Genomic DNA, 24,760 nt, shown 5'->3' with positions numbered 1-24,760 from the left:
CGAAGAGAAAACAAGCTAGACCGAGCTTAGGGCAAGAATTAACCTGTCAAGAGCTAACACAAAAAGATAGAACGCTTTGGAATTAGCTTATCACTCTTCAAAAAAGATATTATTTATACTAAAAATAAGCGATCCTTCCCTGGACTGGCCGAAGAAAATGAGAATATGAAACAAAGGTTTACAGCTCCTGGGAATTGAGCCTTGTCGACTATGTGGTCTTTCAAATTAAAGCTGCCGGGCTGGAAGGGTACACGGTACACGGTAAGCAGGGAGCCGTTTACCGTGCACCGTAGACCGTGAACCGCAGCCCCTATTGACCCGTCACATCTGGCATGACACCCTACGCCATCACATGTTTCTGGGTCAGTTTATCCAGCTGCTTCACCAGCAGGCTGAGAAACAGGCCGACATCGGTGACCACCCCTGTAGACTCCAGAGATCCCCGGTCCGCCAGCTTGGTGACCACCGCCGGATTGATATCGACACAGACCATCTTCACCCCCGAGGGGGTCATATTGCCCACCCCGATGGCGTGCAGCATGGTAGACAGCATTAGAATCATGTCGCAGCCTTCGATCAAGCGGGCATAGTCCGCCTGGGCTTGGATTAGGTCCATCTTGGTGTCGGGTAGGGGGCCATCGTCACGAATTGACCCGGCCAGGGAGAAGGGCACGTTGTTTTTCACACATTCGTACAGTACCCCTCGGGTGAGTACGCCTTGCTCAACGGCATTGGCAATGCTGCCACAGCGGCGGATGGTGTTGATCGCCCGCAGGTGGTGGCGGTGGCCGCCGCGCACGGAGGTGCCTTGCTTCATATCTACCCCCAGGGAGGTGCCCAGCAGGGCCTGCTCGATGTCATGCACCGCGATCGCATTTCCCCCCAGCAGCGCTTGCACATAGCCCTGGCGAATCAGCCGTGACAGGTGCTCGCCCCCGCCGGTATGGATCACCACCGGGCCAGCCACCACCGCCACTTTGCCGCCGCGATCGCGCAGTCGGCGCAATTCCCAGGCCACCTGCTCCACAATCAGCTCCACCCGGCGTTCGCTGGAGACCCCGGACCCCATAAAGCTAAATTCTTCCTGCTGGCTGCGATCGCGACTGGTGGTACTGCGAACGCTGCGAATACCGTCGTAACCGACAATCACCTGGTCGCCCACCTGCAGATCGCGCAACAGCTTACAGATAGCCCTCGGCCCTTGAGGCCCCTGGTCCACCACAATCACACCGTCCATCCGCTGGGCTTGCACCCGAATCCATTGCCCCTGCACCCGCACCTCAGTGGGGTAAATGGTGGAGCTATAGAAATCATCGGGAGCCACCCCTGCCTGGGTGATGGTCACCAGCCGGGCATCCTGCTGCTCTTCTGGCAGCACCACCGCCCCCAGATCGATCAGCTGGGCCATGATCTCGTCCATCACCTCCTGGCCCGGGGCCGACACCCGAATTTCAGCGGTAGAGGTGCTTTGACGCTGTTCCCCCAGGTCAAACTTCAGTACCTGGAAGCTGCCTCCCCCTTCCACAATTAAATCCAACGCCCGATTCACCAACCCTGCATCCAGCAAATGGCCAGTCATGGTGACGGTGCGGGCCAAAATCCCACTTTCCCCCGTAGGCTCGGGATGCACGGGCTCAGTCACCCGCAGGGTGAGACACTTAGCGGCTCCCCCGGCCTTCAGGAACTCGGTCAGGGGCGTTTCTACCACCTCAAAGCCCACCGCAGCCAGTCGCCCCTTTAGGTCGTCACTGGCCTGGTTCATAATCACCGTGCGGTCAATGTTAACGGCGTTACAGGCAAAGTTAATGGCATCGGGTTCATCGATAGGAATGCGCTTTTCTGCAGGCACCCGCAGTTCAATCAGCCGATTCGAGTAAGCGTCAAAGGCAGGGGGATAGTACAGCAAATAGCCCCCCGTCAGGGGGCAAAAACAGGTATCCAGGTGGTAGAACCGTTCATCCATCAGGTGCAGGGATAGCACCTCGACATTCAGCCACTGGGCCACCAGGGCGTGGGAATCGAGCTCGGTACGGAAGCCATAGCCCGCCCATAGCCAGCGTCCTTCCCGATCAAGTAGGGCATCCCCGGCCCCTTCAAAGGGCAGATCGGCGGGCAGGGTATACACCGTATTGCCCTGGGCCTCAAACCACTGCTTAAAAAAGGGTTCTTCCCCCTGACGTTCTGGGTGCAGAAAGCGGCTCAGCACCACCTGGTCCCCCAAAATTAGCCCGGCGTTGGCGGTAAATACCATATCGGGCCAACCCGGCTGAGGTTTGACCAAATCTACCGCAGCTCGACTAGCGATAATTTGATACAGGTTTTGCCACTGCTCTTGGGCCCGCTGTTTGGAGGAGCGATGCACGTTACCCTCCATCCAGGGATTAATCACATAGTCCACATCGTAGTGGTGGGGCGAGCACATCAGGAAGCGAATAGGGGAAGTCATAGGCTGATGGAGTGGGGAACGAAGGCGAAGCTGCCATAGTAGGCGTTGTCCCAGGGAACGAGAGCCCAGAGCAACGCCGCCAAAAAAAGCGCCAGGGCAACTTTTAATTTTAGCCCCCAGCGCCTGTAGTTCAATTTTTCAGAGCGAGAAAGAAGCGTTTGTTTGTCTCAACCCCAGCCCCGACCTACTGCCCAGAAGGCAGATCAGTAAAGAAGTGAGCTTCGGTCAACCGGTTGCTCGTCATGATTGCACTGGTCAAGGTTCCGTGACGTAATCGTCGAGCAGTCGCCAATTGCTGCGCTTCTAAGGCGGGGACCTGGGCTTGGGCAGAACGCGAGCCCGACCAGCTGTCGCTCACCGAATAGCGTTCTACAGCGGCGACAGGCACAGGCAGCACTCCAGGGTTGACCAGATCGGCAGCGGCCGCAGGATTACCGCCCGAATCCAAGCCGACGGTGACTAAAAAGCCGATCAAGGCCAGCACCAGAGCCAGACGAAGATCGATGAGCTGCAAGCTTTGATAAGCCCAATCCTGAAGCAGGCTCCACAAGGTTAATGACGATTCCGACTCGTGAGACAAGGCAACAACCCTCAAAACTACGCACAACCCACAGACCATAAACCAGTTTTCCCAGGCCGTCCTGAACCTCTCTAACCCTTGGACCCAGGGAGACCTGGCTCTGACTCTATAGGATGTATTTATGTAACGTTATACCTGACTGAGGATTTAGTTACAAGTTGTTACACAGCCAGAAGCTTTCTCATAAAAGCTGTATCCATTGCTGGCCAAGGCTTAAGAGCCGCATTTGTTTTGAGGGCGGCCATTTTTACAATGCATAGATTCAGATCTATGTTTTGCCAAGGCTCAATGTTCTCAATCTCGCTCCCCGGGTGATGAAATTAGAACCCTGTAATACACTGCATTCATCCTTTTTCGGTAGTAGAGCCGTGAGCAGCATGGGCATCTTCAGGGATTGTCTGTTTCGTCTGGGTAGAACCATTGGGATTTGGCTGCTGCTAGGGGTAATGGTTTTTGGGTTGGTAACCCTACCTGCGGGGCTGGCCCAGGAAACCGCAACTCTAGGGGAAACGCCGCCAGCTGAACCTGCCCCGGTGTCTCAGACTACTGTGGGGAACGTGGTAGACGGCTTTCCGGTGGTGCTGGATGGGCAGGTTCTGTTTATGGTGCGGGAAGGCATTGAAGGGGCAACCACGGCTGAAGAACGGGCCGAAATTATTAGCCAGCGCATCTTGACGATCGCCCATACACCCGACATGACCCCAGACAGCGTGCGCTTTACCACTGAAGGTAATCACAGCGTGGTCCAGGCTGAGGACACCATTCTGTTTACGGTGCGCCCAGAGGATGAGGCCGCCTTTGGGATCGCTCATCCAGAGCTGGCGGCCACTGCTGTTGAGCGCATTCAGGCCGGCCTTTTGACCTATCGAGAGCGGCGTAGTCTGCGACGGCTGTTGACCAACCTGGTCGCTACGGTGCTGAGCACCATGGCGATTTTCTTAGTGTTGCGGGGGATATTTTTTGCCAGTTCCAAACTGCTAACGTATATTCAACAGCGCCGAGATGCAGGTACCCTGTCGATTCAAATTCAGTCGGTGCAATTGCTGGGGGCCGGGGCTACCAGCTATCTTCTGATGGCACTGGTGCGGTTGGTGCGGTTGGGGTTGACTTTAATCGGGCTATACCTCTATGTGCCCTTCGTCCTCAGCCAGTTTCCTGCTACCGAAGTGGTGGGCGATCGCCTGTTGCAAGATATTGCTGATCGCCTCAACCTGTTGGCCCAGGGCTTTGTGGCCTACTTGCCCCAACTAGCGATGCTGGCCATCTTAGTTCTGGTCACCCGCTATGTGATCGAGTTTGCCAACCAGGTGATTATCGAGCTGGGCCGCCATGATGTCTATCCCTGGTTTTATCCAGAATGGGTGCAGCCCACCGTTCGCCTGGTCTCGTTGCTGATTGCGGCGATCGCCCTAGTGGTGGCTGGCCCCTATCTCCCTGGTTTTGGCTCGCCTGCGTTTCAGGGCATTTCCCTGTTTGTGGGAGCGCTTTTGACCCTGGGGTCATCTTCGGCAGTGGCCAATGCCCTCTCGGGCATCATCCTGATTTATACCCGAGCCTTTCAACTGGGGGATTTTATCCGCATTGATGACATTGTCGGGGAAGTGGAGGACAAGTCTCTGTTTGTCACCCGAGTGCTCACCCCCAAACAAGAAACCGTGACCATTCCCAATGCCTCGGTTTTGAACAGTAACGTCACCAACTACAGTGCCATTTGTCGGGAATCCAACGGATATTTGCTACTGTACACCACCATTACCCTGGGCTATGACGTCCCCTGGCGCACAGTCCACCAGGTGTTGATTGATGCCGCCCAGGCCACCCCCCACATCCAACATGAGCCAGTCCCCTTTGTGCTGCAAACCGCCCTAAATGATTTTAATGTCAGCTACCAGCTCAATGCCTACACCGCCTATCCTGCCAAGATGCCGGTTATCTATTCAGAGCTGCACCAAAATATTCAGGACAAATGTAATCAGGTCGGAATTGAAATTCTATCCCCTACGTTTTCTGCCCTGCGAGACGGTAACCATTCCACCATCCCTGGAGACTATTTACCGGCTGACTATCAATCCCCTGGATTTGTGATGCAGCTGCCTAAGCCACCCCCGCCCACAGCGTAGCGGAAACCCAGCCCCAGGGCGGTAAGAAGGCTGGCTACGTCTGGCTAGTTGTGTGTCTTCCTACTGTGACTCCGTCTGCCTAACCCATTCGGTGACCCCTTCTGCCAGCACTTCAGCCACCTGCTGCTGGGCTTCGGCGTCCTGGATCCACTCAAACTCGAAGGGGTTAATCATAAACCCAATCTCTAGCAGCACCGAGGGGGCCACATGGGGGCGGGTGAGGGCCAGGTTGTTCCAAAACACGCCATAGGAGGGGCGATCTAACTGGTCAACCAAATAGTCGTGCAGAAACTGGGCCAGGCTGTGGGACTGGGGATGAAACCAGAAGGCCCCTACCCCAGCGGTGTTAAGGGCGTCACCGTCATCGGGCAGGGCATTGTAGTGAATACTCAGGGCCAGGGTCGGTTCATCCCGATTGATTTGGTCAGCCCGGGCACCGGGGCCACTTTCGGTATCGTCGGTGCGGGTCATGATCACTGTGGCGCCTCGGGCTTCCAGGGCGGCCTGCAACCACAGGGATAGATCCAGATTGACGGCCTTTTCAGGGGTACCATCAGGGCCTCTGGCCCCCAGTTCGTCACCACCGTGGCCTGGATCTACCAAAATTGTGGTTCCCTGCAAGGGCTGATCCTCGATCCGAGTGGGGGGATGCTTCACGGCCAGCACCAGGGTCGTCCCTTCGTAGCGCAGTTTGTAGCCCCACTGCTGGTCGCTTTGAAACCGCAGGTGATACTGGGCTTGATCGGGCAAGGTGGGGTACCAGTCAAGCCGTTCGATCACGCCGTCCCCGGTGACAAAGATGGTGTCGGTTTGGGGAATCGTGTTGTGCAGGGTGAGACTGAGGGTATCGCTGCTTTGGTTGACGGTGACTGGCACAGGTACTTGCAGGGGAAACAACACCTCGGTCCAGCCGGGAACCTGGCGGGAAGTGATGCCGCGAATCTGCGATCGCGCTGGTCCAGCCCCTGTGTACACGTCTGTTTCTGCGGCCCGAATCCAGCCGCCGTAGTCGAGGCGTAACCAGTCTCCCTCGCGCCCAGTGATGGCGGCGCGGGTGCCCTGGGGCAGGGGAGTCAGGCGCGAGTAGCTGGTGCCAGGCCCGGTGCGGGCTACCCCAGCGGTCACCGTGACCTCCGCCAGCTCAAATTGGTTGGGGTCCAGGATGCGAATCTCTCCAGGGGCCTGGGCGGTGACGGTATCGCCCTGGTAGGTGAGTTCATAAGTGGGACGCCCCAGAGACCCAGGCTGTGGGGCCTGGAAGCAGGCCTCATAGCTTTGGGGGGGCTCAGTAGAAAAGGGATCGACCCGGGAGGTGAGCACCGCATAGTTGGGGGGTAGCATTAGCCGCCCGTCCTGGGGTAGCAGGGAGTAGGTTTGACCGGCCAAGTCGGCGGTGACGGTGGCGTTGGCTGGGGCCACAGCTTCCAGGCAGACCAAATCCCCCGGTTGGCGAGCCAGGTCAGCGCCTGGCACCAGGCTACCCTCAGCAAAGCCCAGGGTGTCTGGCAGGGTAGGGCCAGGGGCAACACGGGTAATGGTCAGGGTCAGGGTCTCATCCCCCTGGCTGAGGGTGAACTGATTTGCCCCCATCTGCAGGGGCAGGCTGGGGGCAAAGTGACCGGATTCGCTACGCGGTTCGATTGGTTCGCCGTTGATCAGCACCGGTTGGTCGGGGGAGGCAGTGCCGATAAAGAAAATTTGATGGGCGGTAGTCTGGTGGTCCGCCGGGGGATAGACCAGGGTAATGCCTTCACTGGCCACAGCGGGGCTAACCACCGCGACACCCACCCCTAGCGCTAACCCCTGGAAAAACAACTTGCCCATGACAGTCCTGAACAGCTACCTTGCCAGTCTACGACGGGGCGATCGCCCCTTGGCAAGCCTGGGGCGTTAAAATCTGCTGACGGTGTCGGTCTGGCTGAGACGCCATCTCCCAGGCGACCGCCCGGGCGACCGTACAGACCCCCGCCACCGAAATCCCAGCTTTTCGCAGGGCGTGGGCCGCCGCCTGGGCGGTAGCCCCAGTGGTAAAAATGTCGTCTAGTAACCACACTGAGGTGTGTCGCAGTCGAGGCACCAGGGCGGGGTTGACGGCAAAGGCTTGGATCAAGTTGGCTTGCCGCTGCTGTCGATTCAGTCGGTGTTGAGCTTCGGTAGCCAGCACCCGTTGTAGTCCCTCGGGATAGTGGGGTAGCCGGGTCTGGCGACAAAACCCCTGGGCGATCAGGGCCGCCTGGTTGAAACCCCGCTGCTGTAACCGGGTGGCATGGAGGGGAATTGGCACCACCACCGGTTGCCGTCCCTGGGCAGGCCGGGCCAGGTGCTGTAACCAGGTGCGACCCAGCTCGTGACCCAGCATGGCCGCCAGGCCAGTCTGGTGTTCGTATTTCAAGCGGCGCAGGGCCTGGCGTAGACTGCCATCATACGAGCCCCAACTCAAGACCGGCAGACCTGCCTGGCTACTATCGAGGGGATTAGGGACTTGGCACTGACGGATCTGACGCTCACAGCTAAGACAAAGCGGGCCAGGGGCCGATCGCTGACAAAGACTACACTGTCTGGCTAAAAACAAGCCCAACAGCTGCTGTTTTCCCTGGCCTATGGCCCTATGGGCTACCCCGAATTTCTCCACTGTATGCCCCCTGATGACGGTTAATCGGTTCCATTCTGGAAAGAGTTAGCGGCTATGGACAGGGGGAAACTATGGAAGTTTTGCGCTAAACCTAGGGAATAGAGGTATGCGATCGCAGGAATTAAGTTTAGAGTTAAGGTAATTATGATTTGTTTACCCAAGCCTACCCTCAGAGCTGAGATCAGACAGGGGTAACCTGGTGGGGTTATCGGCTGGCTGTGCATCTCATCGTCTGTGCCCATAAGATTCAGATAATTTTTGACTACTTTTCTATCTAAAAAACGACGTTAAGGCTTCTATGGCCCACTATCATGCCTGGCAACCCTTAACCTGATTAATAACCATCACTTAGTTAAACCTTGGGGTTTTCCTGGTCACTCTTCATTCCCTTGGTATGGAACGGTTTCGACACCTGGATCAGCTCTGCCGGGCTGATCTGCCTATGGTAGGCCTCAAGGCGTTTAACTTGGGGCAGCTGAAGCAAGCTGGCTTACCTGTAGCCGAGGGTTGGGTGTTACCAGCCACAGCCTGGTGGGACTACCTCAAACAAGTGACCTGGCCAGCAGAAGCCCTGCCTAACCAACTGGCGCAGCTGGATGTCCGTGCGTCTCAACAACTGCAACAGCTGAGTCAGGCTTGGCGAGTGGCCTTCAAAGCGACGGCCCCGCCAGCGGTGGCTGGTCCAACTGGGGAGTTGGCCGCCCAGGGTTGGATGTTGCGGGCTTCGTTGGGGTTAAAGACAAGCCCGCCGCCGCCGTTAGGCCAAGGGGCGATGCCAGCGGTGATGGCAGCGGCTACGCAAAATTTTGCCCGGTCACTGCAACAGTTTTGGGCCCAAGCCTTGACCGCCCACAATGTATTGATCTGGCAACGTTACTGCCAACAGTTGGGGGAGCTGGAGTTGGCGACCCTGGTGATGCCGATTTATCCGGCCTTGGCCGCTGGTACCCTAGAGCTTGGGCCTAAAACAGCTGATATTGCGGTCGTGCAGGGGCTGGGTCTGGCCCTCAGCCGGGGCGAAGCGACGCCAGCCCTGGGCCGGATTCAGTTTCCCCATCAGGACCAGGTGCAGTGGCAGACGGGCTACCAAGATCAGTACTATGGCTGGGAGGCAACGTCCGTTGGCGGGGCGATCGCCCAGGCCCTGACGGTCACCAAACGGCAAGACAGTATGCTGATGGCTAAGGCCCTGATCACCCCAGACCAAATTGCGATGTTGCTGGCCCTGGGCGAACAGGCCCAACAGGTTTTGGGCTACCCGGCCATTCGCCTGGAATGGCTCCTGTGTCCTGGCTTAGCTGGGCAGCCAGCCACCTTGCTGTTGACCCAGGCAGATCCCATTTCAGCCACCCCCGCCCCACCCCCATCCCTGCCGACCCTGGAGAAACCTCAGCTCCCCATGGTTAGGACAGTGGTGCAGGGGATAGGTGCTTCGTCGGGACGGATCCAGGGGAGAGCCATTGTGGCGTCACGGCCCCAGGATCTGCCAGACCCACTACCACCGGGCAGCATTGTGGTGTTACCTGATTTGCAGCCCGATGTCTTTCTGCGATTGCAAGCGGTGGCTGGGATTGTCACCGAACAGGGCGGGGCTACCTGCCATGCGGCTATTCTGGCCCGGGAAATGGGAGTGCCCGCTGTGGTGGGGGCACCCCAGGCAACCCAAATTTTGGAGCACCAAGCCCAGCTTTGGCTGGATGGCGATCGCGGCATTGTCTATGGCCTAGAGGCGATCGCGCCCCAAACTGCTCAAGCTGCACTCAACCTAGCGACCCCCACCACCCTGCCCCTAGGTCCCACAGAGCGGTATGCCGACTTGCGAACCAAGGTGATGGTCAACCTCAGCCAGACCCAGCGGCTATCGGCCCTGGCCATTGACTCGATTGACGGGGTGGGATTACTGCGATCGGAGTGGTTATTGCTGGACGTGCTGGAAGGGCGACACCCCTGGCACTGGGTGAATCAGGGGCAAGAAGCGGAACTGCAAGATCGGATTCAGCAAAAGTTGGAGCCGATTTTACAAGCCCTGGGGGCAAAGCCCGTGCGCTACCGGACCATGGATCTGCGATCCCATGAGTGGCAAGCCCTAGAAGGCAGTCCTCCGGCAGAGCCCAATCCCATGCTAGGGCTGCGAGGCAGCCTCAGCTATAACCTTGACCCTCGCCTGTTTCAAGTGGAGCTGTCGGCCCTCGCTCACTTACAACGGGCTGGCTACAGTAACCTACAGCTGATTCTGCCCTTTGTGCGCACCGTGGAAGAAGTCATGGCCTGCCGCCAACTGATTACGCAAACGGGGTTAACGGATGGTCCCGGCTTTGCCCTGTGGATGATGGCTGAAGTCCCATCAGTACTGTTTTTGCTACCGGCCTACGCCCAGGCCGGGGTGCAAGGCATCGCCATTGGCTCTAACGACCTTACCCAGCTACTACTAGCCGTCGATCGCGACCAACCCACCCTAGCGTCAGCCTATGACGAGCGTCATCCAGTGGTGCGCATGGCCATGGCCCACCTGATCGAATCGGCCCGCCGCTGTGGCATGGTGTGCTCCATCTGTGGTCAGGCCCCTGTACGCCATCCCGAACTAATTGCCGATCTGGTGGCTTGGGGAATTAACTCCATTTCCGTAGAAGCCACAGCCCTGCCGTTCACCCTGGAAGCGATATGGCACGCAGAGCATACACCTAAGGGGTAGCGGCAGAATCTGGCCGTCGTAGCCAGATCCCTCGCAGCCCTGCCGCCCGCGCCCCTTCAACATCGTCTGTACGGCTATCCCCCACATGCCAGGCTTGGGCACTATCACAGTGGTGCTTTTGTAAAGCCGTCGCAAAAATGAGCGGGTCCGGCTTTGCCACACCAGCCTCTGACGAAATGGTAATAGAGCTGAAATAGTCTCCCAGGTTCAGTTCTACCAAAACCCGATAGAGACGAGAATCAAAGTTTGAGATAATTCCCAGGTCAATCCCCTGTTGCTGCCACCGCTTCAAAGCTGCCAAGACATCGGGGTAAACCACCCACGGGGCTGCCGTAGCGAAGTGAGCGTATAAGTCTGCAAAAAATCCATCAAAATCGACAAACTGATCGATTACCCCAGCACTGCTAAAGGTTTGCTGGGCGATGACTCGCCACCAATCATATTCTTGTTGAGGTACCATCAGCGGATCAACCCCTGGGAAAGCCATCTCCGGAGCGGCTTGAAAAGCTCTAAAAAAAGCCTGATTCAGGGCGGCAGGCTCGGCATCAATCCCATGCTGTCGGGCAATATCGCTGTAGATCTCCCCAACGCTACCAGCCACCCCAAACAAAGTACCAACGGCATCTAGAAAAATGACTTGGGGCTTTTGTTCGGGGGGCATGGTGAAATGGAAAGGCGTCAATAGCTCTAGCTTACGGGCAAATGGAGCTTAGGGCTACAGCTTCGAGATGCGACGATGATAGCGTCGCTTACGGTGGGCCCGTTGTCCTAGGGGTAAACCGACGCCAGCTAACCCTAGAATCCCCAGGGGAGTTCTGGTGGCTTGTCGAGGATTGATTGACGCTGGTCGCTGAGTATTAGTCGGGGTATGGGGTTGGGTAGGGTGGCGATATTCCATCCCAGCCAACGAGAGTAAACCCGCCACAATGAAAGCACTCAAATGACTTAACGAGCTATCCACCGGGGGGACATCGTAGTGGGTTGTAAAGGTCCTCACTAAAAACCAAATAAACAAGGCCACACAAATCAGCAGGGCAATGGCATTGATGGCAGGGGCATTGGCAAAGGTATAAATGGCTCCCTCTGTCGGGCCATCCAGGGCGGCCTCGAACTCTTCAAACGTGGAAAAAGGGCTGGACATTTGAAATGGCTCCTCAATGTTTCCAAAGCGATCTGACTCGCGTTCACTGACAAAACTTATGACGACGACCTTTGCTAAGGGTGTCAGGTTTTAGGAGTCAGGTAACAGGAGTCAGGTAACAGTGTCAGAGGTCAGAAATGACTGGCTGACTGATGCCGCAGTGTCCTAGTACTGGCGTTAGGGCTTAGCATTGGCCTGGGCCATGGGGATTGGAGCAGGCCCTGATTGGCCGTTCTGATCTGACAGAATTGAATATTCTGGATATCCCTCGATGCCAAAGTCGGCCAAGTCTAAACCGGCAATTTCTTCCGCCTCAGAAACCCGCAATAGACCGAATTTCTTCAGCACAAAGCTGATGCCATAGCCCGGAATAAAGCCCAAGAGCACCGCACAAATGATGGCACCCACCAGTTGAGCGCCGAGATTAATCGCAGGGATGCCATCTGGCTGGGGATAGCCCGCCGCCACAATGCCCACCATCACAGAACCAAACACCCCGCAATAACCATGGACAGCAAAGGCTCCTACGGCATCGTCAATGCCCGCTTTTTCAATCGCATTACCCACAAAAGGCATGGTGTAAGCGCCCACAAAAGCAAGCAAGATGACGATCGCGGGACTATAGATATCCATCGCCGCCGCCGCCGAAATGATTCCAGCCAGACCGCCAGAAATGGTGTAGAACGGATCGGCCTTAGACCCCATGTAGGCCCCCACTAGACCAGCGGAGAGGGCCAAGGTGGTGTTAACCCCAATCGAGGCTAGCGTCATCGGGGTGCCATAGATGGTGATTTCACCCGTTTGCCCTGGGGTAAAGATCACACAGGCGGCTAGAAAGGCGTAGAAGCCGACAAAAATCAGCATCAGACCCACCATGGTTAGGGGCAGGTTATGGGGCATAATCACCCGTGGTTTACCCTGGGCATCAAATTTGCCGATGCGAGGACCGAGGTTGATCAACACCCCCAAAGCAAAGAAGCCCGCCACCGCGTGGAGCAGAGCCGAGCAGCCAAAATCGTGGTAGCCCATCTGGGTGAAGAACCAGCCATAGGGGTTCCAACCCCAGGAGGCAGCTACCACCCAGGTAAAGGAGCCCAAAACAATGGCCAGAATGGCATAAGCACCAATTTTGATGCGCTCAATCACCGCTCCAGATAGGATAGAGGCGGTGGTCATAGCAAACAGGGCAAAGGCGAACCAAAATACCCCAGTCAGGTTGTCGGCAATGTTGGGGCCAAGGGCGGGAGACCAAGGGTAGGAGGCTTCCACCAGCTCCAAAACTTCCCCCACCGTGCCATCGGCAGCGGCATCAGTCCACGGTCCAACAATGCCGCCCTGGAGGGGAAACAGCGGGAAGGCATTGTAGACCCACCAGCCAAAGAAGAAGAAAGTTAGCCCCACCAGGGATAGGGTCATCAGGTTTTTGACCATGGTGGCCAAAACGTTCTTAGAGCGGGCTGCACCTCCCTCATACGCTAAAAAGCCCACGTGAATTAGCAACATCAGCACAGAGGCCCAGTAGTAGTAAGACTCTGCAACAAACGTGGCTAAAAATTCTTGGGATTCAGGAGACATAGATCACTCCTAGCTGTCAGTTAAGTTGTACAGAGAACCTGAAAAAGTAGAACGACCAACCTGCGAAGACAGCAAGCGGTTACAAGCGAACTAAAACATCGATAAAGTCAACCCATTCGAGCAAACAAACTGGGTCTGGGCAAAATATTTCGGCTGATCGAAACACAAATCCAAAATCTTAGGCTAAGCCTAGGATTAATAATCAAGTTGTTTGAGTACTCTCGATTAACTTGTTATGTCAAGAGTGTGCAATGCAATCTAGGGATGGGCTGTAGCCAGCGATACTGAACCACCGTTCAAGCGGACAGGGGTTCTTTAATAAACCGAATATAGAGGTGCTTGAAGGTGGACCGGACCACCCGGGGCATGCCAAAGTCAATGGGCTTTAACTTAGAGGGCAGCTGCCAGTCTGCCAGGCGCAAAGGGTCGGGGGTCAGCAGCGGAAAGTGGATTGTCTCGATGGCCGGGCAAACCCCTAGGCGCATAGATTGGGTCACGGTGGGTACCGCCTGGGGGTCAACACCGAGAATATCAACCATGGCCCGGTCTAGGGCAAAGACATTACCTGAGGCTCCTAGCACCCCCAGTGCTCTGGGTTCGCCGCCGCTGGGGCCATTTCCCTCGTGGCCGACAATGCCATCCATAATCGTCAAGGCTGGGTCGAGCAGCCGTGCCGTTTCCACCAGCATGGTGCCAAACCGCTGCACATCTTTGCCAGCTTCCATGTGCCACCAGGCTTTCATTTTGCCAGGTACACAGCCAAACAGGTTTTTCACCCCCAGGGTGACTGTCAGCTGCACATGGGATTTGACCTTGGGCAAGTTAATAATCACATCTGCGGCCATGGCTTCTTTGGCTAACCGTAGGTGGTCAAAGTCGGGGCTGTCACTGGCATAGCGCTGGCCATGTAACTCCACAATCGGCAGATCCAGGGCTGTGGCCAGGGGCAGCAGGCCATTGGCTTTGGCCACCCCATAGGCGCTGCCAAAGGCGGGGCTGTCTCCCAAAAAGGGCTTACCCCCCACCTGTCGCACCTGTTGAGCGACGGCATAGATCAGCTCTGGGCGGGTGGTGCATTCTTTGGTGGGGCGAGCCCCGGTTAGCAGGTTAGGCTTGAGCAACACGCGATCGCCCGGTTTCACAAAAGCAGCCATCCCGCCCAGAGGCTCCAGAACCTGCTCTAGGGACGTTTGCAAAGCCGGTAGGTCATAGGACTGGGCCCGGATCAGACTAACGGAGGCTGTCATAGGAATGTCTGGGAAGAACAGTACTACTTGCCACTATACCGTCTCGCCAGAAGGTGCACTGAGCGGCACGTTTAGTCTTGATGCTCCACTAGTACTGGAAGGCAGAAGTCAGAAGGATGTAGGGCGCAGCCCGTGCGAAGCAGGCAGAAAGGGAACCCTAAACCCATCAAGGCTTTCCAAAGGAACCAGTGGTAGGTTTATTTCCGCCCTAGAGTACTAGTGCTCTGTTAACTCTAAATTTGTAGGTTGGGTGGCGCGCTAGCAGAACCCAACAAGGCTGACTGCTGTTGGGTGAAACGCAGGATCACCCAACCTACGGGACTCTAATTTTTAGTCTTGACGCTGCACTCCACTAATCGGTCTATGGCTTAGAGGTAGATTGGCCCAGGCGGGGTTCGGTACCAGCCAGAAGACGATCGATGTTGCTGCGGTGGCGCAAAATCACATAGACCCCACCCAACAGCGCTAACACCCCATAGGCCAGGGGTTGCCCCGTTGCCACCATCAGTACGATGGTCACTAATGCGGCTGCGATCGAGCTGAGGGAGACAATTCGGCTGACAGCTAGAGTTGCCGCAAAGGCCACCACCGCCCCTAGGGCCACTGGCCAGGCTAAGCCCAACAACACCCCCAACCCCGAGGCGGCGGACTTACCACCGGTAAAGTTAATCCAGATGGAGCGGCTGTGGCCAATCAGGGCCATAAGCGCGGCTAGGGTCATCACCCAGGGTTGCCAGTCTGCGGTGAGGCCACTGCCCGCCAAGGTGGTTTCTAGAAACGGCCAAGCTGCCCTCACCAACAGCACGGCGCTTAGGCCTTTGACCATATCGATCAGCAGCACGGCGATCGCGGCTGCTTTACCCACCGTCCGCAGCACATTGGTGGCCCCGGTTCCCCCAGAGCCATACTCCCGAATGTCAATGCCTTTGACCGCTCTGGCGACCAAATACCCTGTCGGAATCGATCCTAAAAGATAGGCTGCTATGGCGAGCAGCACAATTGCAAAAACCACCAATGCCCTAAGTCCTTAACCGGTAACGAACCATTTACTAAGCTCCCATGCGGCGTTTTGCCCCAAAGACCTGTAGCCCCTAGGTGGCACCTGGGACTTTGTTAGCTTGGAACCATAGGTTTGTCAGTAACAGTTTAAAGGGATGAGGGGATGAGTTTAAGCCTTCATCTCCCAAGGTTTACATAAGTTGGCGATTCAGTGAACAGAGGTGTTCAATTACCTGCTCGGCTGTGATCAGTCGCTTCAGCACCACCTGACCAATGGGCAACTGCGCCTGGTTCTCGGGCTTGACTTCAACCATCAGTACCGTTTCTTCCACCTGATACAGCCACAGGGTTTCTCCCTGTTCGGTAATTGATAAATTCAGCCGTCGGATGTGGGGCTTACGCTGCCAGGCCAGCTCGTTCCATAGACCGCCGAACTCCCACACCCTGCCGGTGGTCCAACCCTCGGAAAGAAAAAAATATTTCACAACTCACTCTGCCACACCATGTCTATGGCATTATCCACCGTCTGCTCCCAATGGCGCCAATTTGGCCAACTTTCTGCAAACCTGTCCGGATGGCTCGGCTTAACCCCGTATTAAAGAAAGGTAGATGCACCCTGATTGTTAAGCCCTGGGAGACCTGGAGGGATCCCGGGGCTTTTCTTGTCAACTGTCTGTGATACCCTATGCCCAATTATCAGCTTATCAGCGCAATCCATGGGCACGAGGGAGGTATGGGATGGCACAGGTGACAGTGGGGCTTGTCTTTGGAGGGTGTTCGGGGGAGCACGACGTCTCTATTCGGTCGGCCCAGGCCATTGCCCGAGGGTTAAGCAGTGGCGCTAACGCTAGCAAGTATCGGGTGCTGCCAGTGTACATCAGTAAAGCGGGGGCCTGGTCGGTGGGAGAACCGGCTCAGACGATGCTCGATCAGGGGGTGGCCCCGGCAGAGACCAATGGCGACACCCTATCGGCCATCGATCGCCTACCAGTGTTTGACCTGGTCAATACGGTCGATGTTTGGTTCCCTGTTCTGCATGGGCCGAATGGAGAAGACGGCACGATTCAGGGGTTGTTTACCCTGATGCACCAGCCGTTTGTAGGCTCGGGGGTGCTGGGGTCTGCCCTGGGGATGGATAAAATTGCGATGAAAATGGCCTTTGCCCAGGTTGGCTTGCCCCAGGTGAACTACTTGGCGGTCAGTCGGGCCGAGGTCTGGTCGAATCCTTGTGTGTTTCCGAAACTCTGCGATCGCATCGAAGCAGACCTGGGCTACCCCTGCTTTGTCAAACCCGCCAACTTGGGGTCATCGGTGGGAATCACCAAGGCCACTGGCCGCAGCGAATTGGAAGCCGCCCTAGACAGCGCCGCCAGCTACGATCGCCGGATTATTGTCGAAGCGGGGGTGGTGGCCCGAGAAATTGAATGTGCTGTGCTCGGCAACGATAACCCCAAGGCTGCGGCGTTGGGGGAAATCAGCTTCCATAGCGACTTTTACGACTACGAGACTAAATACGCCAACGGCCAGTCCCAGCACACCATTCCAGCGGATCTACCGCCTCAGGTCAGCCGCCAAATTCAAGAGATGGCCGTTACCGCCTTTCAGGCTGTTGATGCGGCGGGTATTTCCCGGGTGGACTTTTTCTATGTGGAGGCTACTGGCGAAGTGCTGATTAACGAAATCAACACCATGCCAGGGTTCACAGCCACCAGCATGTACCCGATGATGTGGGAGGCCAGTGGTGTACCGTTTGAGGAACTGGTGGATCGACTGGTGCAGCTGGGGTTGGAGCGAGGAGGGGCGTGGGGGTGATGAGGTGTAGACGCGGAGCGGCTTCCCGTAGGATAGGGGTGATGGGGTGGGGAAGGTGGCGTAGGGGCGGACCTGTGTGTCCGCCCTGGGAGGGACTGGGAAGACAGGGAATTTTGGATTTTGGATTTTGGATTCGTAGCGTGGGTTAGGCGGTTGGGGTTAGGGCGATCGCCAGGTCTCTTCAATGCCGTCGTCACCCACAGATAAACGACAGAGCTCATGCAAGGAAAAACGAGAGAGAGAAGGTTTTCGTTCTTCCCTTTTCTTTTTTCGTTCTTCCAATGCCCGGGTGATCAACCGCGATTTTTAATGGTCAACACCTGCACGATCTGCCGGGCCATGGCTTCAGGGATATCTAAAATCTGGTAAAGATCATCTAAAAATGCTTGCTCTTGGGGGGTGACCGTGCGGTCTGACAACACCAGGTCCGTTGCAATGGCAAAGGCTGTTTCCCGCAGATCCGCTGGCAAGTAGACCTTGGCCTGGGTTACCAACTCTCCGGGGCCATGCCGCTTCAGCCGATCCAGCAGTTGATCCAGCAGGCGATGCAGCCCGTCTCCAGGCAGCTCGCTAAATAATTCCATCCGCGACAGCAACATCGCCATATCTTCCCCTTCTTGGTCAGAGAGGTAGCCATCTGCCGCGATCGCGACTAGGGCAATACTGGCAAAGGCTGCGGCTGGGGTCATGGTGGCGTGGTTCATGGCATGGTAGTTATAGACAAGATTCAGAGGGTCATGCTGGCGCTGCTTTTGGAGGGGGGTGAGGGGTGACAGACCCCAGACAAATCAGATGTTGTCTTTTATAGTGATGGCAAGTAATAACCCAAAAAACTAATAATTATCTATTGTGCCCAGGTTTGTGATCAAACTCACCTCTGGGTGTGATAAATGCGCTAGTCTTTCAGGAACTTTCTATAGATACTAAAGGTGACTCAACTTTAGCCGAGTCATCTACAGGGAACACACAACCGGCCGACAGCTCGTAAGGGTATGTCGGTTTTTTGTGGCTTAGGTACCCAGTCTGCCGGTTGTCCCCCCTTATAATCTGACTGTTGTCTTCCGGCTTGCCGATGATCAGTGTGCCCTCGCCCATTGCGCCCCTGCCCCTGCCCCGGGTGCAGACCGACCTATCGCGTCGAGAGCGCCATCGCGCTGGCAAGGCGCTGCGTAAGCAGGTGCCCCGGTCTGCCCATGGTGTCTGGCAGCCCAGGGGCGATCGCCCTGACCCGGTGACCCTGATTGAGCAATCTAACCAGGGTCGAGAGCCCCACCTGGTGCCCCTGCGCCACTGGCGAATGATGCAGTCCCCCTTCACCTTTTTTCGGGGCAGTGCCTTGATCATGGCCACCGACATGGCCACTACCCCCACCACCGGCCTACGGGTCGAGGCCTGCGGCGACGGTCACCTGATGAACTTCGGCGGCTTTGCCACCCCAGAGCGCAATCTGATTTTTGATCTGAACGATTTTGACGAAACCCTACCGGGTCCCTGGGAGTGGGACATCAAGCGACTGGCCACCAGCCTGGTGGTGGCCGCGGCTGATCTGGGCCTATCGGAGTCAGCGGGGCGTGAGGCCGTGCAAGGGGCCGCAGCCGCCTACAGGTTGGCCCTGCGGGAGTTTGGTCAGCAGCCTGCCCTGGAGGTGTGGTACTCTCGCCAGGACGTGAAGATGGTGCTCGAACACGCTCCCAACCAGGCCATCCTGGACCATTGGGAATGGATGCTGAACCGGGCCTACAAACGCACCGCCGATCAGGCCCTAGAGCGCTTGACCGAGCGAGTTGATGGCCAGCGCCGGTTTCGCGAAGAACCACCGCTGATGTACCATCCAGCCAATTTTGAGGCCTACTTTCACACCCTCAGGACCGTGTTTAAGACGTCGTTGCAGGGGTTGCAAGCCGATGTTCAGTTTTTGTTGAGCCGCTATCGCATGGTCGATGCTGCCGTGCGGATTGTGGGGGTGGGCAGTGTGGGCACCCGCTGCGGAGTCCTGCTACTGAAAGCCAGCGACGATGACTATCTCGTTTTGCAGTACAAGGAAGCCCGCCCCTCAGTGCTGGAGCCCTTTGCCGGGAAAAGCACCTACAACCACGAGGGGCAGCGGGTGGTGAGTGGGCAGCGGTTGGTGCAGGCAGCTAGTGATCTCTTTTTGGGTTGGGCCAGCGATGCCGATGGCCATGACTTTTACTTTCGCCAACTGCGGGACATGAAAACCTCGATTCGCCTGAAGGGGATGTCGGCGGAGGGGTTAGCCGCCTATGGTGCCATTTGTGGCACAGCTTTGGCTCGGGCCCATGCCCGATCAGGCGATGCCACCATGATCGGCGGCTACTTGGGCAAAGGCACCCGCTTCGATCGGGCCATGGCAGATTTTGCGATCGCCTATGCCCAGCAAAACCAAGCTGACTATGAGGCCATGGGAGCCGCCGTAGCGTCTGGCCGCTTAGCGGCGGCCCCTGAAGACCAGGTGACCCTGCCAGGCCAGGTCTAGGGGCTTGTCAAGTTAGCAGTAACGGATCAGCGGTGCACGGTCTACGGTAAACGGTACACGGCTCCCCTGAAACCGCTTACCGTGCACCGTGAACCCTAAGTCACATCTTCCGTCATTATTTTTTCGACTGAACACTAGTACTCTAGGGCGGAAATAAACCTACCACTGGTTCCTTTGGAAAGCCTTGATGGGCTTAGGGTTCCCTTTCTGCCTTCATCCTTCTGACTTCTGCCTTCCAGTACTAGTTGCTTGTCAAGGCTAAAAATTAGGGTAAGTGCTTTGCAAAAGCCTTTTAATCCTCAGGGAGGTTGCTTCAACACATCAGGACCTTTCATCCCCTCCCACGGAGGGGTGCCCGGAGGGCGGGGTGGGTTCCCCGGGCTTGCTTGACCCACCCCTACCTACTTCGACAGGCTCAGCACAGGCCTCCAAAGGAGGGGATTTCGGACCTTAATGCTACCAAATCTCTACATCTGGAAACCCTAAGTTCAAGACTTGACGCTGCACTAGTGGCTTGTCAAGCTAGCAGTAACGGGTCAACAGGGTCTGCGGTGCACCGTGTACTTAACGCAAGTCGCGACCAAACGGCAGCAGGGCCAGGGGAATCAGCTTGATGTGTTGTTTGGCAAAAGGTAAACCAATGATCGTGATCGCCAAGATCACGGCGTGCACCAGGTGGGTGACGGCAATTTCCCAGCCCACCACCAACAGCCACAGCACATTCAAAATAATATTGACGGTGCTGTTGGGGTTGGGATCTTCAATGATTTTGCGGCCAAACGGGGTCATGGTGGCCCAACCCAGCTTGATGGCTTGCAGTCCAAAGGGAATGCCGATGATGGTAATGCACAACAAAAGACCGCCGATGATGTAACCGAGACCGGTGAGCAAGCCACCAAAAATTAGCCAAATAATATTGCCCAGCAAACTCATGGGGGTTCTCCTTGGGGAATTGGCACTATGGCAATTACGTTTATCTTACTGCCCTCTCCCCTAGGCGATCGCCAAGCTGGCCAGGGCAATGGTTTAGAATCATCCCATAACTGCAGTTCACTCCGACCCCTTTGGCATGGCTCAGTCTTCATTACCGGCCCGCACCGTTGCCACCCCCTGGGATAAGCTGGTGGCTTTTGTCAGCAGCGAAACCGCATTGTATGTACTCAAGCGGATTTTGCAGGCTTTGCTGACCCTGCTGCTGGCCTCTGCCCTGAGCTTTTTTGTAATTCAGCTGGCCCCCGGCGACTTTTTAGACCAGTACCGCCAAAGCCCGCAGTTTTCGGCTGAAACGATTCAGCAGTTAGAAACCCAGTTTGGCCTAGACCAACCGGCCTGGCGGCAGTACCTCAGCTGGCTTTACCAGGTGGTGTTCCACGGTAATTTTGGCCTTAGCTTTGCCTACCAACGCCCCGTGGTCGATATTTTGTGGGAGCGGGTACCCAATACTCTGCTGCTGTCGTTCGCGTCGATTGTGGTCACCTGGTTGATTGCCATTCCCCTGGGCATCGTGGGGGCTGTGAACCAAAATCGATTTGCCGATCGTGCTCTGCGGGTCCTGAGCTATTTGGGCCAGGGAATGCCCACCATTGTCACCGGTCTGCTGCTGTTATTTTTTGCCCAGTTAACGGCCCCCCTGTTCCCCATCGGCGGTCGCACCAGCATCATCCACGACGACCTCAACTGGTTTGGTCAGATGTTGGATGTGGGCTGGCACCTGATTCTGCCCACCGTTGCCCTCAGCATTACTAGCTTTGCCGGGCTGCAGCGGATTACCCGGGGCCAAATGCTGGATGTGATGCGGCAAAATTACATCCAAACCGCCCGGGCCAAGGGCCTGCCCGAAGACCGGGTGGTTTATGTGCATGCCCTGCGCAATGCTGTGAACCCCCTGATTACCCTGCTCGGGTTTGAGTTTGCCAGCCTGCTGGGGGGGGCCTTTATTACCGAGACCTACTTTAACTGGCCAGGGCTAGGGAAGTTGATTTTAGAAGCGGTACAGTCCCAAGATTTGTACCTGGTGATGGCCAGTCTGATGATGGGTGCCGTGATGTTGATCATTGGTAACCTACTGGCGGATCTACTGCTCAGCTTCGTGGATCCCCGCATTCGCCTGTCAGAGATGAATTGACGCCTATGATCTCTCAGCTCTACTACCTGCTGCGATCGCGGCTTGATGGCAGCTACCTGGTGGCCCACCCCCAGGGTCGCCCTCCCGTCGCTGAGGGTCAGCCCCCTCCCACTGGCTTTTTGCTGGTGTTTACCGCTGACTATGATGCCCTCAGCTACCTCAATACCCATGCCCCCGACGTCAAAGACAAATTTGGGGTGGAAACCGTCACCCCCAGCAGCCTCAAACCGCTGATCAGCCGCTGGGACTTTCAAGGCCTCGGTATGGTGCAAGACCCTCAGTTACCCCAGGTAGACTTTTTTAACCGCAGCTAGCAGAAGCATCGACTTTCCAAAGGGGGTCGGTTACGATTACGCTGGCTGAAGGAGCGCTGCGGACATGATAGAACCCTCCCCCCTACCGATCAGTAAGTATGTCTTGTCCTTGGAGGAAAGCCTGGAGCTGACGGCCATCTTAAATCGGCTGCCCCTCTCCCAATTGTTGCAGCTAGAGCTAGTGGCCGGAGTTACCAATGAAGCCATGCCCACCTCAAGCGAAGCCATTGGCTTACGGAATGCCGAGTTGCTGCGGTGGGTGGGTGGGTCCACGGGCATCGGCTGGGAAAAGTTTTTTGTGCTGCTCAAAGATGTGACCGGCTGTGCCTTGACCCACCAACTTAAACGGCTGGAATTAGTCATCGAGGTGAACTTTAACGCCACCGATGTCAGCCTGTTACTGCTACTGCTGCAAGAGCTGCAAGACAAAGCCGATGCCCCCCTGCTAAAGATCACCAGCATTCAGCGGGGTAGTGCCAGACTGAACTTGCAAAGCTCCTTAGAAGAGCTAGAGCGGGTCAAGCATCTGGTTGACTCTGGTACGTTGACCCAGGTGGCAGGCCAACGGATTCTCTCGACCAAGATTTTTTTTGACCTGTCCAATACCAACCTGAGTGGGGCCTATCTAAAACGGGCCAATCTGAAACGAGCCAATCTGAAACGCACCGATTTAATCCGAGTCGATCTCAGTGGTGCAGATTTGCGGGGGGCCAACTTGTTTCGGGCTAACCTATTTCGGGCCAACCTCAGCCGCATCAATCTCAGCCGCGCCTACCTGATAGAGGCGCACTTCAATAAGGCCAACCTGAGCGAAGCTAACCTGGAGCAGGCCAACCTGATTGGGGCTGACCTAATTCGAGCTGATTTGATTGGGGTCACCCTGCGAGACGCCCGACTCAACCGAGCCAACCTCAGTAAAGCCCATCTAAACCGAGCCGATATGGTGGGCTCTGACTTAATTGGGGCTGACCTAATCTGCGCTAACCTGATTGGGGCTAACCTGAACCGGGCCGATTTAATTGGCGCCAACCTGAGTGGGGCCAACCTGAGTGGGGCTGACCTCAGCTGGGCCGACCTCAGTCGCGCTAACCTGAACCGGGCCGACCTCAGTGGGGCCAACCTCAACCAGGCTAACCTTAGCCGGGCCAACCTCTGCCGGGCCGATCTGACGGGGGCCAGCCTGAATGAGGTGATTTTAAGCCGGGCGACGGTCAGCCAGGCGATTTTTGGTAACAACCCTGGCCTCCAAGCCGAGGATAAAATTAACCTGGGGCGTCGAGGGGCGATCGTGCAAGACTTGCCGGGGGCAGAGGCCGTGTCTCTATGGCTAAAACCCTAGATTAGCTAGTATCCTGCGGCACAAGTAGGCCCACCATTCCTGATACCTGGCACCTAGAACCTGACCCCCTTAGCAGCGGTGGTCATATTTCTGCCAGGCAGTACTAGCAGCCAGCACGAGGATTGTTGTGAAACGGCTGACTGGCTTGCCTGAGTTTGCTATACTCATAACTTGGATGATATGGCGACATAGCCAAGTGGTAAGGCAGAGGTCTGCAAAACCTCCATTCCCCGGTTCGAATCCGGGTGTCGCCTTTGTGAAGAGTCAGTAGACTCAGCCCCTAGAATCCCTTTCAGACGATGAGTGCAGCACTTCGTGCAGCGATCGCCGTTTTTGTTTTGGACATGTTTGGCCATGTTGGGACATGTTATTAGGGTAAAAATCGCGGTACCATGCCCAATTAGTCGATGTTTCACCACCTCCTGTTCGATGAGTGATCAGTGGGTAAAAACACGGGAGGTAGAAACCCAGTTTCGTTAAAAAACGGGTTTCTGGGGAGCATCGTGCGAGGTAACGAAGCTATGCTAGCCATACCAACCAATCGATTGCCTTCGTTGGTCATGGAGGGCAGGTAATCGCCATGCCGCGTCAACCTCGTCAGCTTACCCCAGGTCATTGCTACCACATCACCATTCGCTGCAATAACCGGGAGTTTCGGTAGCGGCCAGTATGCCTCTGCCAGTGAGGTGTTCCTGGCAGGCATCAAACTCCTACAAGACATCGAGCAGACCTACCAAGGCCGCTACCAGGCCCTGCGTGATGCAGTCAACATCGGCGTCGAAGCCAGCGATCGCGGGGACGTGGTGGATGCCGAAAGCGCGATGAGCTAGCCGCCGGAGTGAGAAGCCTACCTGTAGACGCTTGCCTAATTTTTGATCGCTTGATTGAAGATGGTGTAGAAATTCTTCGAGTTGTCAGCGGTTACCAGGATTTAGCAGCCCTGTTTGACGATGACGAGCCATAGGCAGCCAATAGGATGGCTTTCCTCGGTTGATCTCAACGCTTACGCACCAGGAGATGTGCTGGTGCCGATGCAGGATTATCGGAAGCAGGGGTTGATCCGGGGGGAGCAGTACCGGGTGGTGGGAGCACTACTCAGCGGGGTTACCGGCAGCCAGTTTGGAGTTGCGGATGGCGCAGCGAGCGTTGCGGGATGGGTGCTCCGCGAAGGAGGTAACGCTGATTCTAGTGGCGGGGAGCGAGGTGGTGAGGCAACTTTACGAGGTGCAAGGGAAGAAGCAGGC

21 protein-coding genes and 1 tRNA gene are annotated in these 24,760 nt (G+C 56.4%); 10 read left to right on the top strand and 12 right to left on the bottom strand.

The features are described from left to right. Positions 1-340 precede the first annotated feature (340 nt). Both E1H13_RS14755 and E1H13_RS14750 read right to left on the bottom strand, forming a co-directional pair. Positions 341-2,446 (bottom strand): TIGR00300 family protein, encoded by a 2,106-nt coding sequence (locus tag E1H13_RS14755; RefSeq protein WP_169614182.1) that lies wholly within the window; start codon positions 2,444-2,446, stop codon positions 341-343. A 184-nt stretch (positions 2,447-2,630) separates the two neighbouring features. After that, a complete protein-coding gene (locus tag E1H13_RS14750; protein ID WP_206070528.1) occupies positions 2,631-3,026 on the bottom strand; it encodes a hypothetical protein in 396 nt (131 codons plus the stop codon). 377 nt (positions 3,027-3,403) lie between these two features. Here E1H13_RS14750 and E1H13_RS14745 point away from each other — a divergent pair, with 377 nt between their 5' ends. Next, on the top strand, positions 3,404-5,146 hold the full coding sequence (locus E1H13_RS14745; protein WP_240966643.1) for a mechanosensitive ion channel family protein: 1,743 nt from the start codon (positions 3,404-3,406) through the stop codon (positions 5,144-5,146). 60 nt (positions 5,147-5,206) lie between these two features. Here E1H13_RS14745 and E1H13_RS14740 read toward each other — a convergent pair whose 3' ends face one another. Together E1H13_RS14740 and E1H13_RS14735 are read right to left on the bottom strand one after the other, a co-directional pair. Next, positions 5,207-6,970: an N-acetylmuramoyl-L-alanine amidase gene (locus E1H13_RS14740; RefSeq protein WP_169614180.1), complete on the bottom strand. Its 1,764-nt coding sequence runs from the start codon at positions 6,968-6,970 to the stop codon at positions 5,207-5,209. Positions 6,971-6,998: 28 nt separating this feature from the next. Beyond that, on the bottom strand, positions 6,999-7,586 hold the full coding sequence (locus E1H13_RS14735; RefSeq protein ID WP_169614179.1) for a ComF family protein: 588 nt from the start codon (positions 7,584-7,586) through the stop codon (positions 6,999-7,001). Between the two features lie 586 nt (positions 7,587-8,172). Between E1H13_RS14735 and E1H13_RS14730 the strand changes: the two genes are divergently transcribed. Continuing rightward, complete coding sequence (locus tag E1H13_RS14730; protein WP_169614178.1) at positions 8,173-10,470, top strand: putative PEP-binding protein; 2,298 nt, start codon at positions 8,173-8,175, stop codon at positions 10,468-10,470. Here the strand turns inward: E1H13_RS14730 and E1H13_RS14725 are convergent. From E1H13_RS14725 to E1H13_RS14700, 6 genes are all read right to left on the bottom strand, one after another. After that, positions 10,460-11,131 carry an HAD family hydrolase gene (locus E1H13_RS14725; protein ID WP_169614177.1) on the bottom strand — a complete coding sequence of 224 codons (672 nt, stop codon included), beginning with the start codon at positions 11,129-11,131 and terminating at the stop codon, positions 10,460-10,462. The two genes, E1H13_RS14730 and E1H13_RS14725, sit on opposite strands and share 11 nt — an antisense overlap. Positions 11,132-11,185: 54 nt before the next feature. Then, a complete protein-coding gene (locus tag E1H13_RS14720; RefSeq protein ID WP_169614176.1) occupies positions 11,186-11,611 on the bottom strand; it encodes a hypothetical protein in 426 nt (141 codons plus the stop codon). A 177-nt stretch (positions 11,612-11,788) separates the two neighbouring features. Beyond that, on the bottom strand, positions 11,789-13,186 hold the full coding sequence (locus tag E1H13_RS14715) for an ammonium transporter (protein ID WP_169614175.1): 1,398 nt from the start codon (positions 13,184-13,186) through the stop codon (positions 11,789-11,791). A gap of 296 nt (positions 13,187-13,482) precedes the next feature. Then, entirely contained in the window at positions 13,483-14,433 is a 951-nt protein-coding gene (locus E1H13_RS14710) for a DUF362 domain-containing protein (RefSeq protein ID WP_169614174.1), read from the bottom strand. Positions 14,434-14,794: 361 nt separating this feature from the next. Next, positions 14,795-15,448 (bottom strand): glycerol-3-phosphate 1-O-acyltransferase PlsY, encoded by a 654-nt coding sequence (plsY, locus tag E1H13_RS14705; protein ID WP_169614173.1) that lies wholly within the window; start codon positions 15,446-15,448, stop codon positions 14,795-14,797. A 175-nt stretch (positions 15,449-15,623) separates the two neighbouring features. After that, positions 15,624-15,917 (bottom strand): hypothetical protein, encoded by a 294-nt coding sequence (locus tag E1H13_RS14700; RefSeq protein WP_169614172.1) that lies wholly within the window; start codon positions 15,915-15,917, stop codon positions 15,624-15,626. 253 nt (positions 15,918-16,170) lie between these two features. On the opposite strand from E1H13_RS14700, the gene E1H13_RS14695 reads away from it, so the two are divergent. Continuing rightward, positions 16,171-17,244 (top strand): D-alanine--D-alanine ligase family protein, encoded by a 1,074-nt coding sequence (locus tag E1H13_RS14695; RefSeq protein WP_169614171.1) that lies wholly within the window; start codon positions 16,171-16,173, stop codon positions 17,242-17,244. Positions 17,245-17,537: 293 nt separating this feature from the next. Here the strand turns inward: E1H13_RS14695 and E1H13_RS14690 are convergent, their stop codons facing one another. Further along, positions 17,538-17,948: a tellurite resistance TerB family protein gene (locus E1H13_RS14690; RefSeq protein WP_169614170.1), complete on the bottom strand. Its 411-nt coding sequence runs from the start codon at positions 17,946-17,948 to the stop codon at positions 17,538-17,540. Positions 17,949-18,316: 368 nt separating this feature from the next. Here E1H13_RS14690 and E1H13_RS14685 point away from each other — a divergent pair, with 368 nt between their 5' ends. Continuing rightward, on the top strand, positions 18,317-19,738 hold the full coding sequence (locus tag E1H13_RS14685; RefSeq protein ID WP_169614169.1) for a DUF2252 domain-containing protein: 1,422 nt from the start codon (positions 18,317-18,319) through the stop codon (positions 19,736-19,738). A 564-nt stretch (positions 19,739-20,302) separates the two neighbouring features. On the opposite strand, the gene E1H13_RS14680 is transcribed toward E1H13_RS14685, so the two are convergent. Then, positions 20,303-20,671, bottom strand: coding sequence for a YccF domain-containing protein (locus tag E1H13_RS14680; RefSeq protein ID WP_169614168.1), 369 nt, complete (start codon positions 20,669-20,671; stop codon positions 20,303-20,305). A gap of 136 nt (positions 20,672-20,807) precedes the next feature. Between E1H13_RS14680 and E1H13_RS14675 the strand changes: the two genes are divergently transcribed. The 6 genes from E1H13_RS14675 to E1H13_RS27685 all read left to right on the top strand — a co-directional run bounded on the left by E1H13_RS14675 (position 20,808) and on the right by E1H13_RS27685 (position 24,480). Further along, a complete protein-coding gene (locus E1H13_RS14675) occupies positions 20,808-21,863 on the top strand; it encodes an ABC transporter permease (RefSeq protein ID WP_169614167.1) in 1,056 nt (351 codons plus the stop codon). A gap of 5 nt (positions 21,864-21,868) precedes the next feature. Beyond that, positions 21,869-22,177: a hypothetical protein gene (locus tag E1H13_RS14670; RefSeq protein ID WP_169614166.1), complete on the top strand. Its 309-nt coding sequence runs from the start codon at positions 21,869-21,871 to the stop codon at positions 22,175-22,177. A gap of 64 nt (positions 22,178-22,241) precedes the next feature. Next, entirely contained in the window at positions 22,242-23,516 is a 1,275-nt protein-coding gene (locus tag E1H13_RS14665; RefSeq protein ID WP_169614165.1) for a pentapeptide repeat-containing protein, read from the top strand. A 182-nt stretch (positions 23,517-23,698) separates the two neighbouring features. Then, positions 23,699-23,770: transfer RNA gene (locus tag E1H13_RS14660), tRNA-Cys, on the top strand. 432 nt (positions 23,771-24,202) lie between these two features. After that, positions 24,203-24,346: a hypothetical protein gene (locus tag E1H13_RS14655; protein WP_347404164.1), complete on the top strand. Its 144-nt coding sequence runs from the start codon at positions 24,203-24,205 to the stop codon at positions 24,344-24,346. An 8-nt stretch (positions 24,347-24,354) separates the two neighbouring features. Next, positions 24,355-24,480 (top strand): hypothetical protein, encoded by a 126-nt coding sequence (locus E1H13_RS27685; protein WP_256378525.1) that lies wholly within the window; start codon positions 24,355-24,357, stop codon positions 24,478-24,480. Positions 24,481-24,760: the final 280 nt, after the last annotated feature.

It is taken from the genome of Nodosilinea sp. P-1105, from assembly GCF_012911975.1.
Classification (GTDB): Bacteria; Cyanobacteriota; Cyanobacteriia; order Phormidesmidales; family Phormidesmidaceae; genus Nodosilinea.
This window is presented reverse-complemented; position numbering and strand designations above follow the sequence as displayed.

Coding starts and splice junctions, on each gene's coding strand:
- E1H13_RS14680 (WP_169614168.1), bottom strand. CDS start 20,671: ATGAGTTTGCTGGGCAATATTATTTGGCTAATTTTTGGTGGCTTGCTC.
- E1H13_RS14725 (WP_169614177.1), bottom strand. CDS start 11,131: ATGCCCCCCGAACAAAAGCCCCAAGTCATTTTTCTAGATGCCGTTGGT.
- E1H13_RS14665 (WP_169614165.1), top strand. CDS start 22,242: ATGATAGAACCCTCCCCCCTACCGATCAGTAAGTATGTCTTGTCCTTG.
- E1H13_RS14670 (WP_169614166.1), top strand. CDS start 21,869: ATGATCTCTCAGCTCTACTACCTGCTGCGATCGCGGCTTGATGGCAGC.
- E1H13_RS14730 (WP_169614178.1), top strand. CDS start 8,173: ATGGAACGGTTTCGACACCTGGATCAGCTCTGCCGGGCTGATCTGCCT.
- E1H13_RS14720 (WP_169614176.1), bottom strand. CDS start 11,611: ATGTCCAGCCCTTTTTCCACGTTTGAAGAGTTCGAGGCCGCCCTGGAT.
- E1H13_RS14745 (WP_240966643.1), top strand. CDS start 3,404: ATGGGCATCTTCAGGGATTGTCTGTTTCGTCTGGGTAGAACCATTGGG.
- E1H13_RS14710 (WP_169614174.1), bottom strand. CDS start 14,433: ATGACAGCCTCCGTTAGTCTGATCCGGGCCCAGTCCTATGACCTACCG.
- E1H13_RS14690 (WP_169614170.1), bottom strand. CDS start 17,948: ATGAACCACGCCACCATGACCCCAGCCGCAGCCTTTGCCAGTATTGCC.
- E1H13_RS14755 (WP_169614182.1), bottom strand. CDS start 2,446: ATGACTTCCCCTATTCGCTTCCTGATGTGCTCGCCCCACCACTACGAT.
- E1H13_RS14740 (WP_169614180.1), bottom strand. CDS start 6,970: ATGGGCAAGTTGTTTTTCCAGGGGTTAGCGCTAGGGGTGGGTGTCGCG.
- E1H13_RS14715 (WP_169614175.1), bottom strand. CDS start 13,186: ATGTCTCCTGAATCCCAAGAATTTTTAGCCACGTTTGTTGCAGAGTCT.
- E1H13_RS14685 (WP_169614169.1), top strand. CDS start 18,317: ATGATCAGTGTGCCCTCGCCCATTGCGCCCCTGCCCCTGCCCCGGGTG.
- E1H13_RS14695 (WP_169614171.1), top strand. CDS start 16,171: ATGGCACAGGTGACAGTGGGGCTTGTCTTTGGAGGGTGTTCGGGGGAG.
- E1H13_RS14675 (WP_169614167.1), top strand. CDS start 20,808: ATGGCTCAGTCTTCATTACCGGCCCGCACCGTTGCCACCCCCTGGGAT.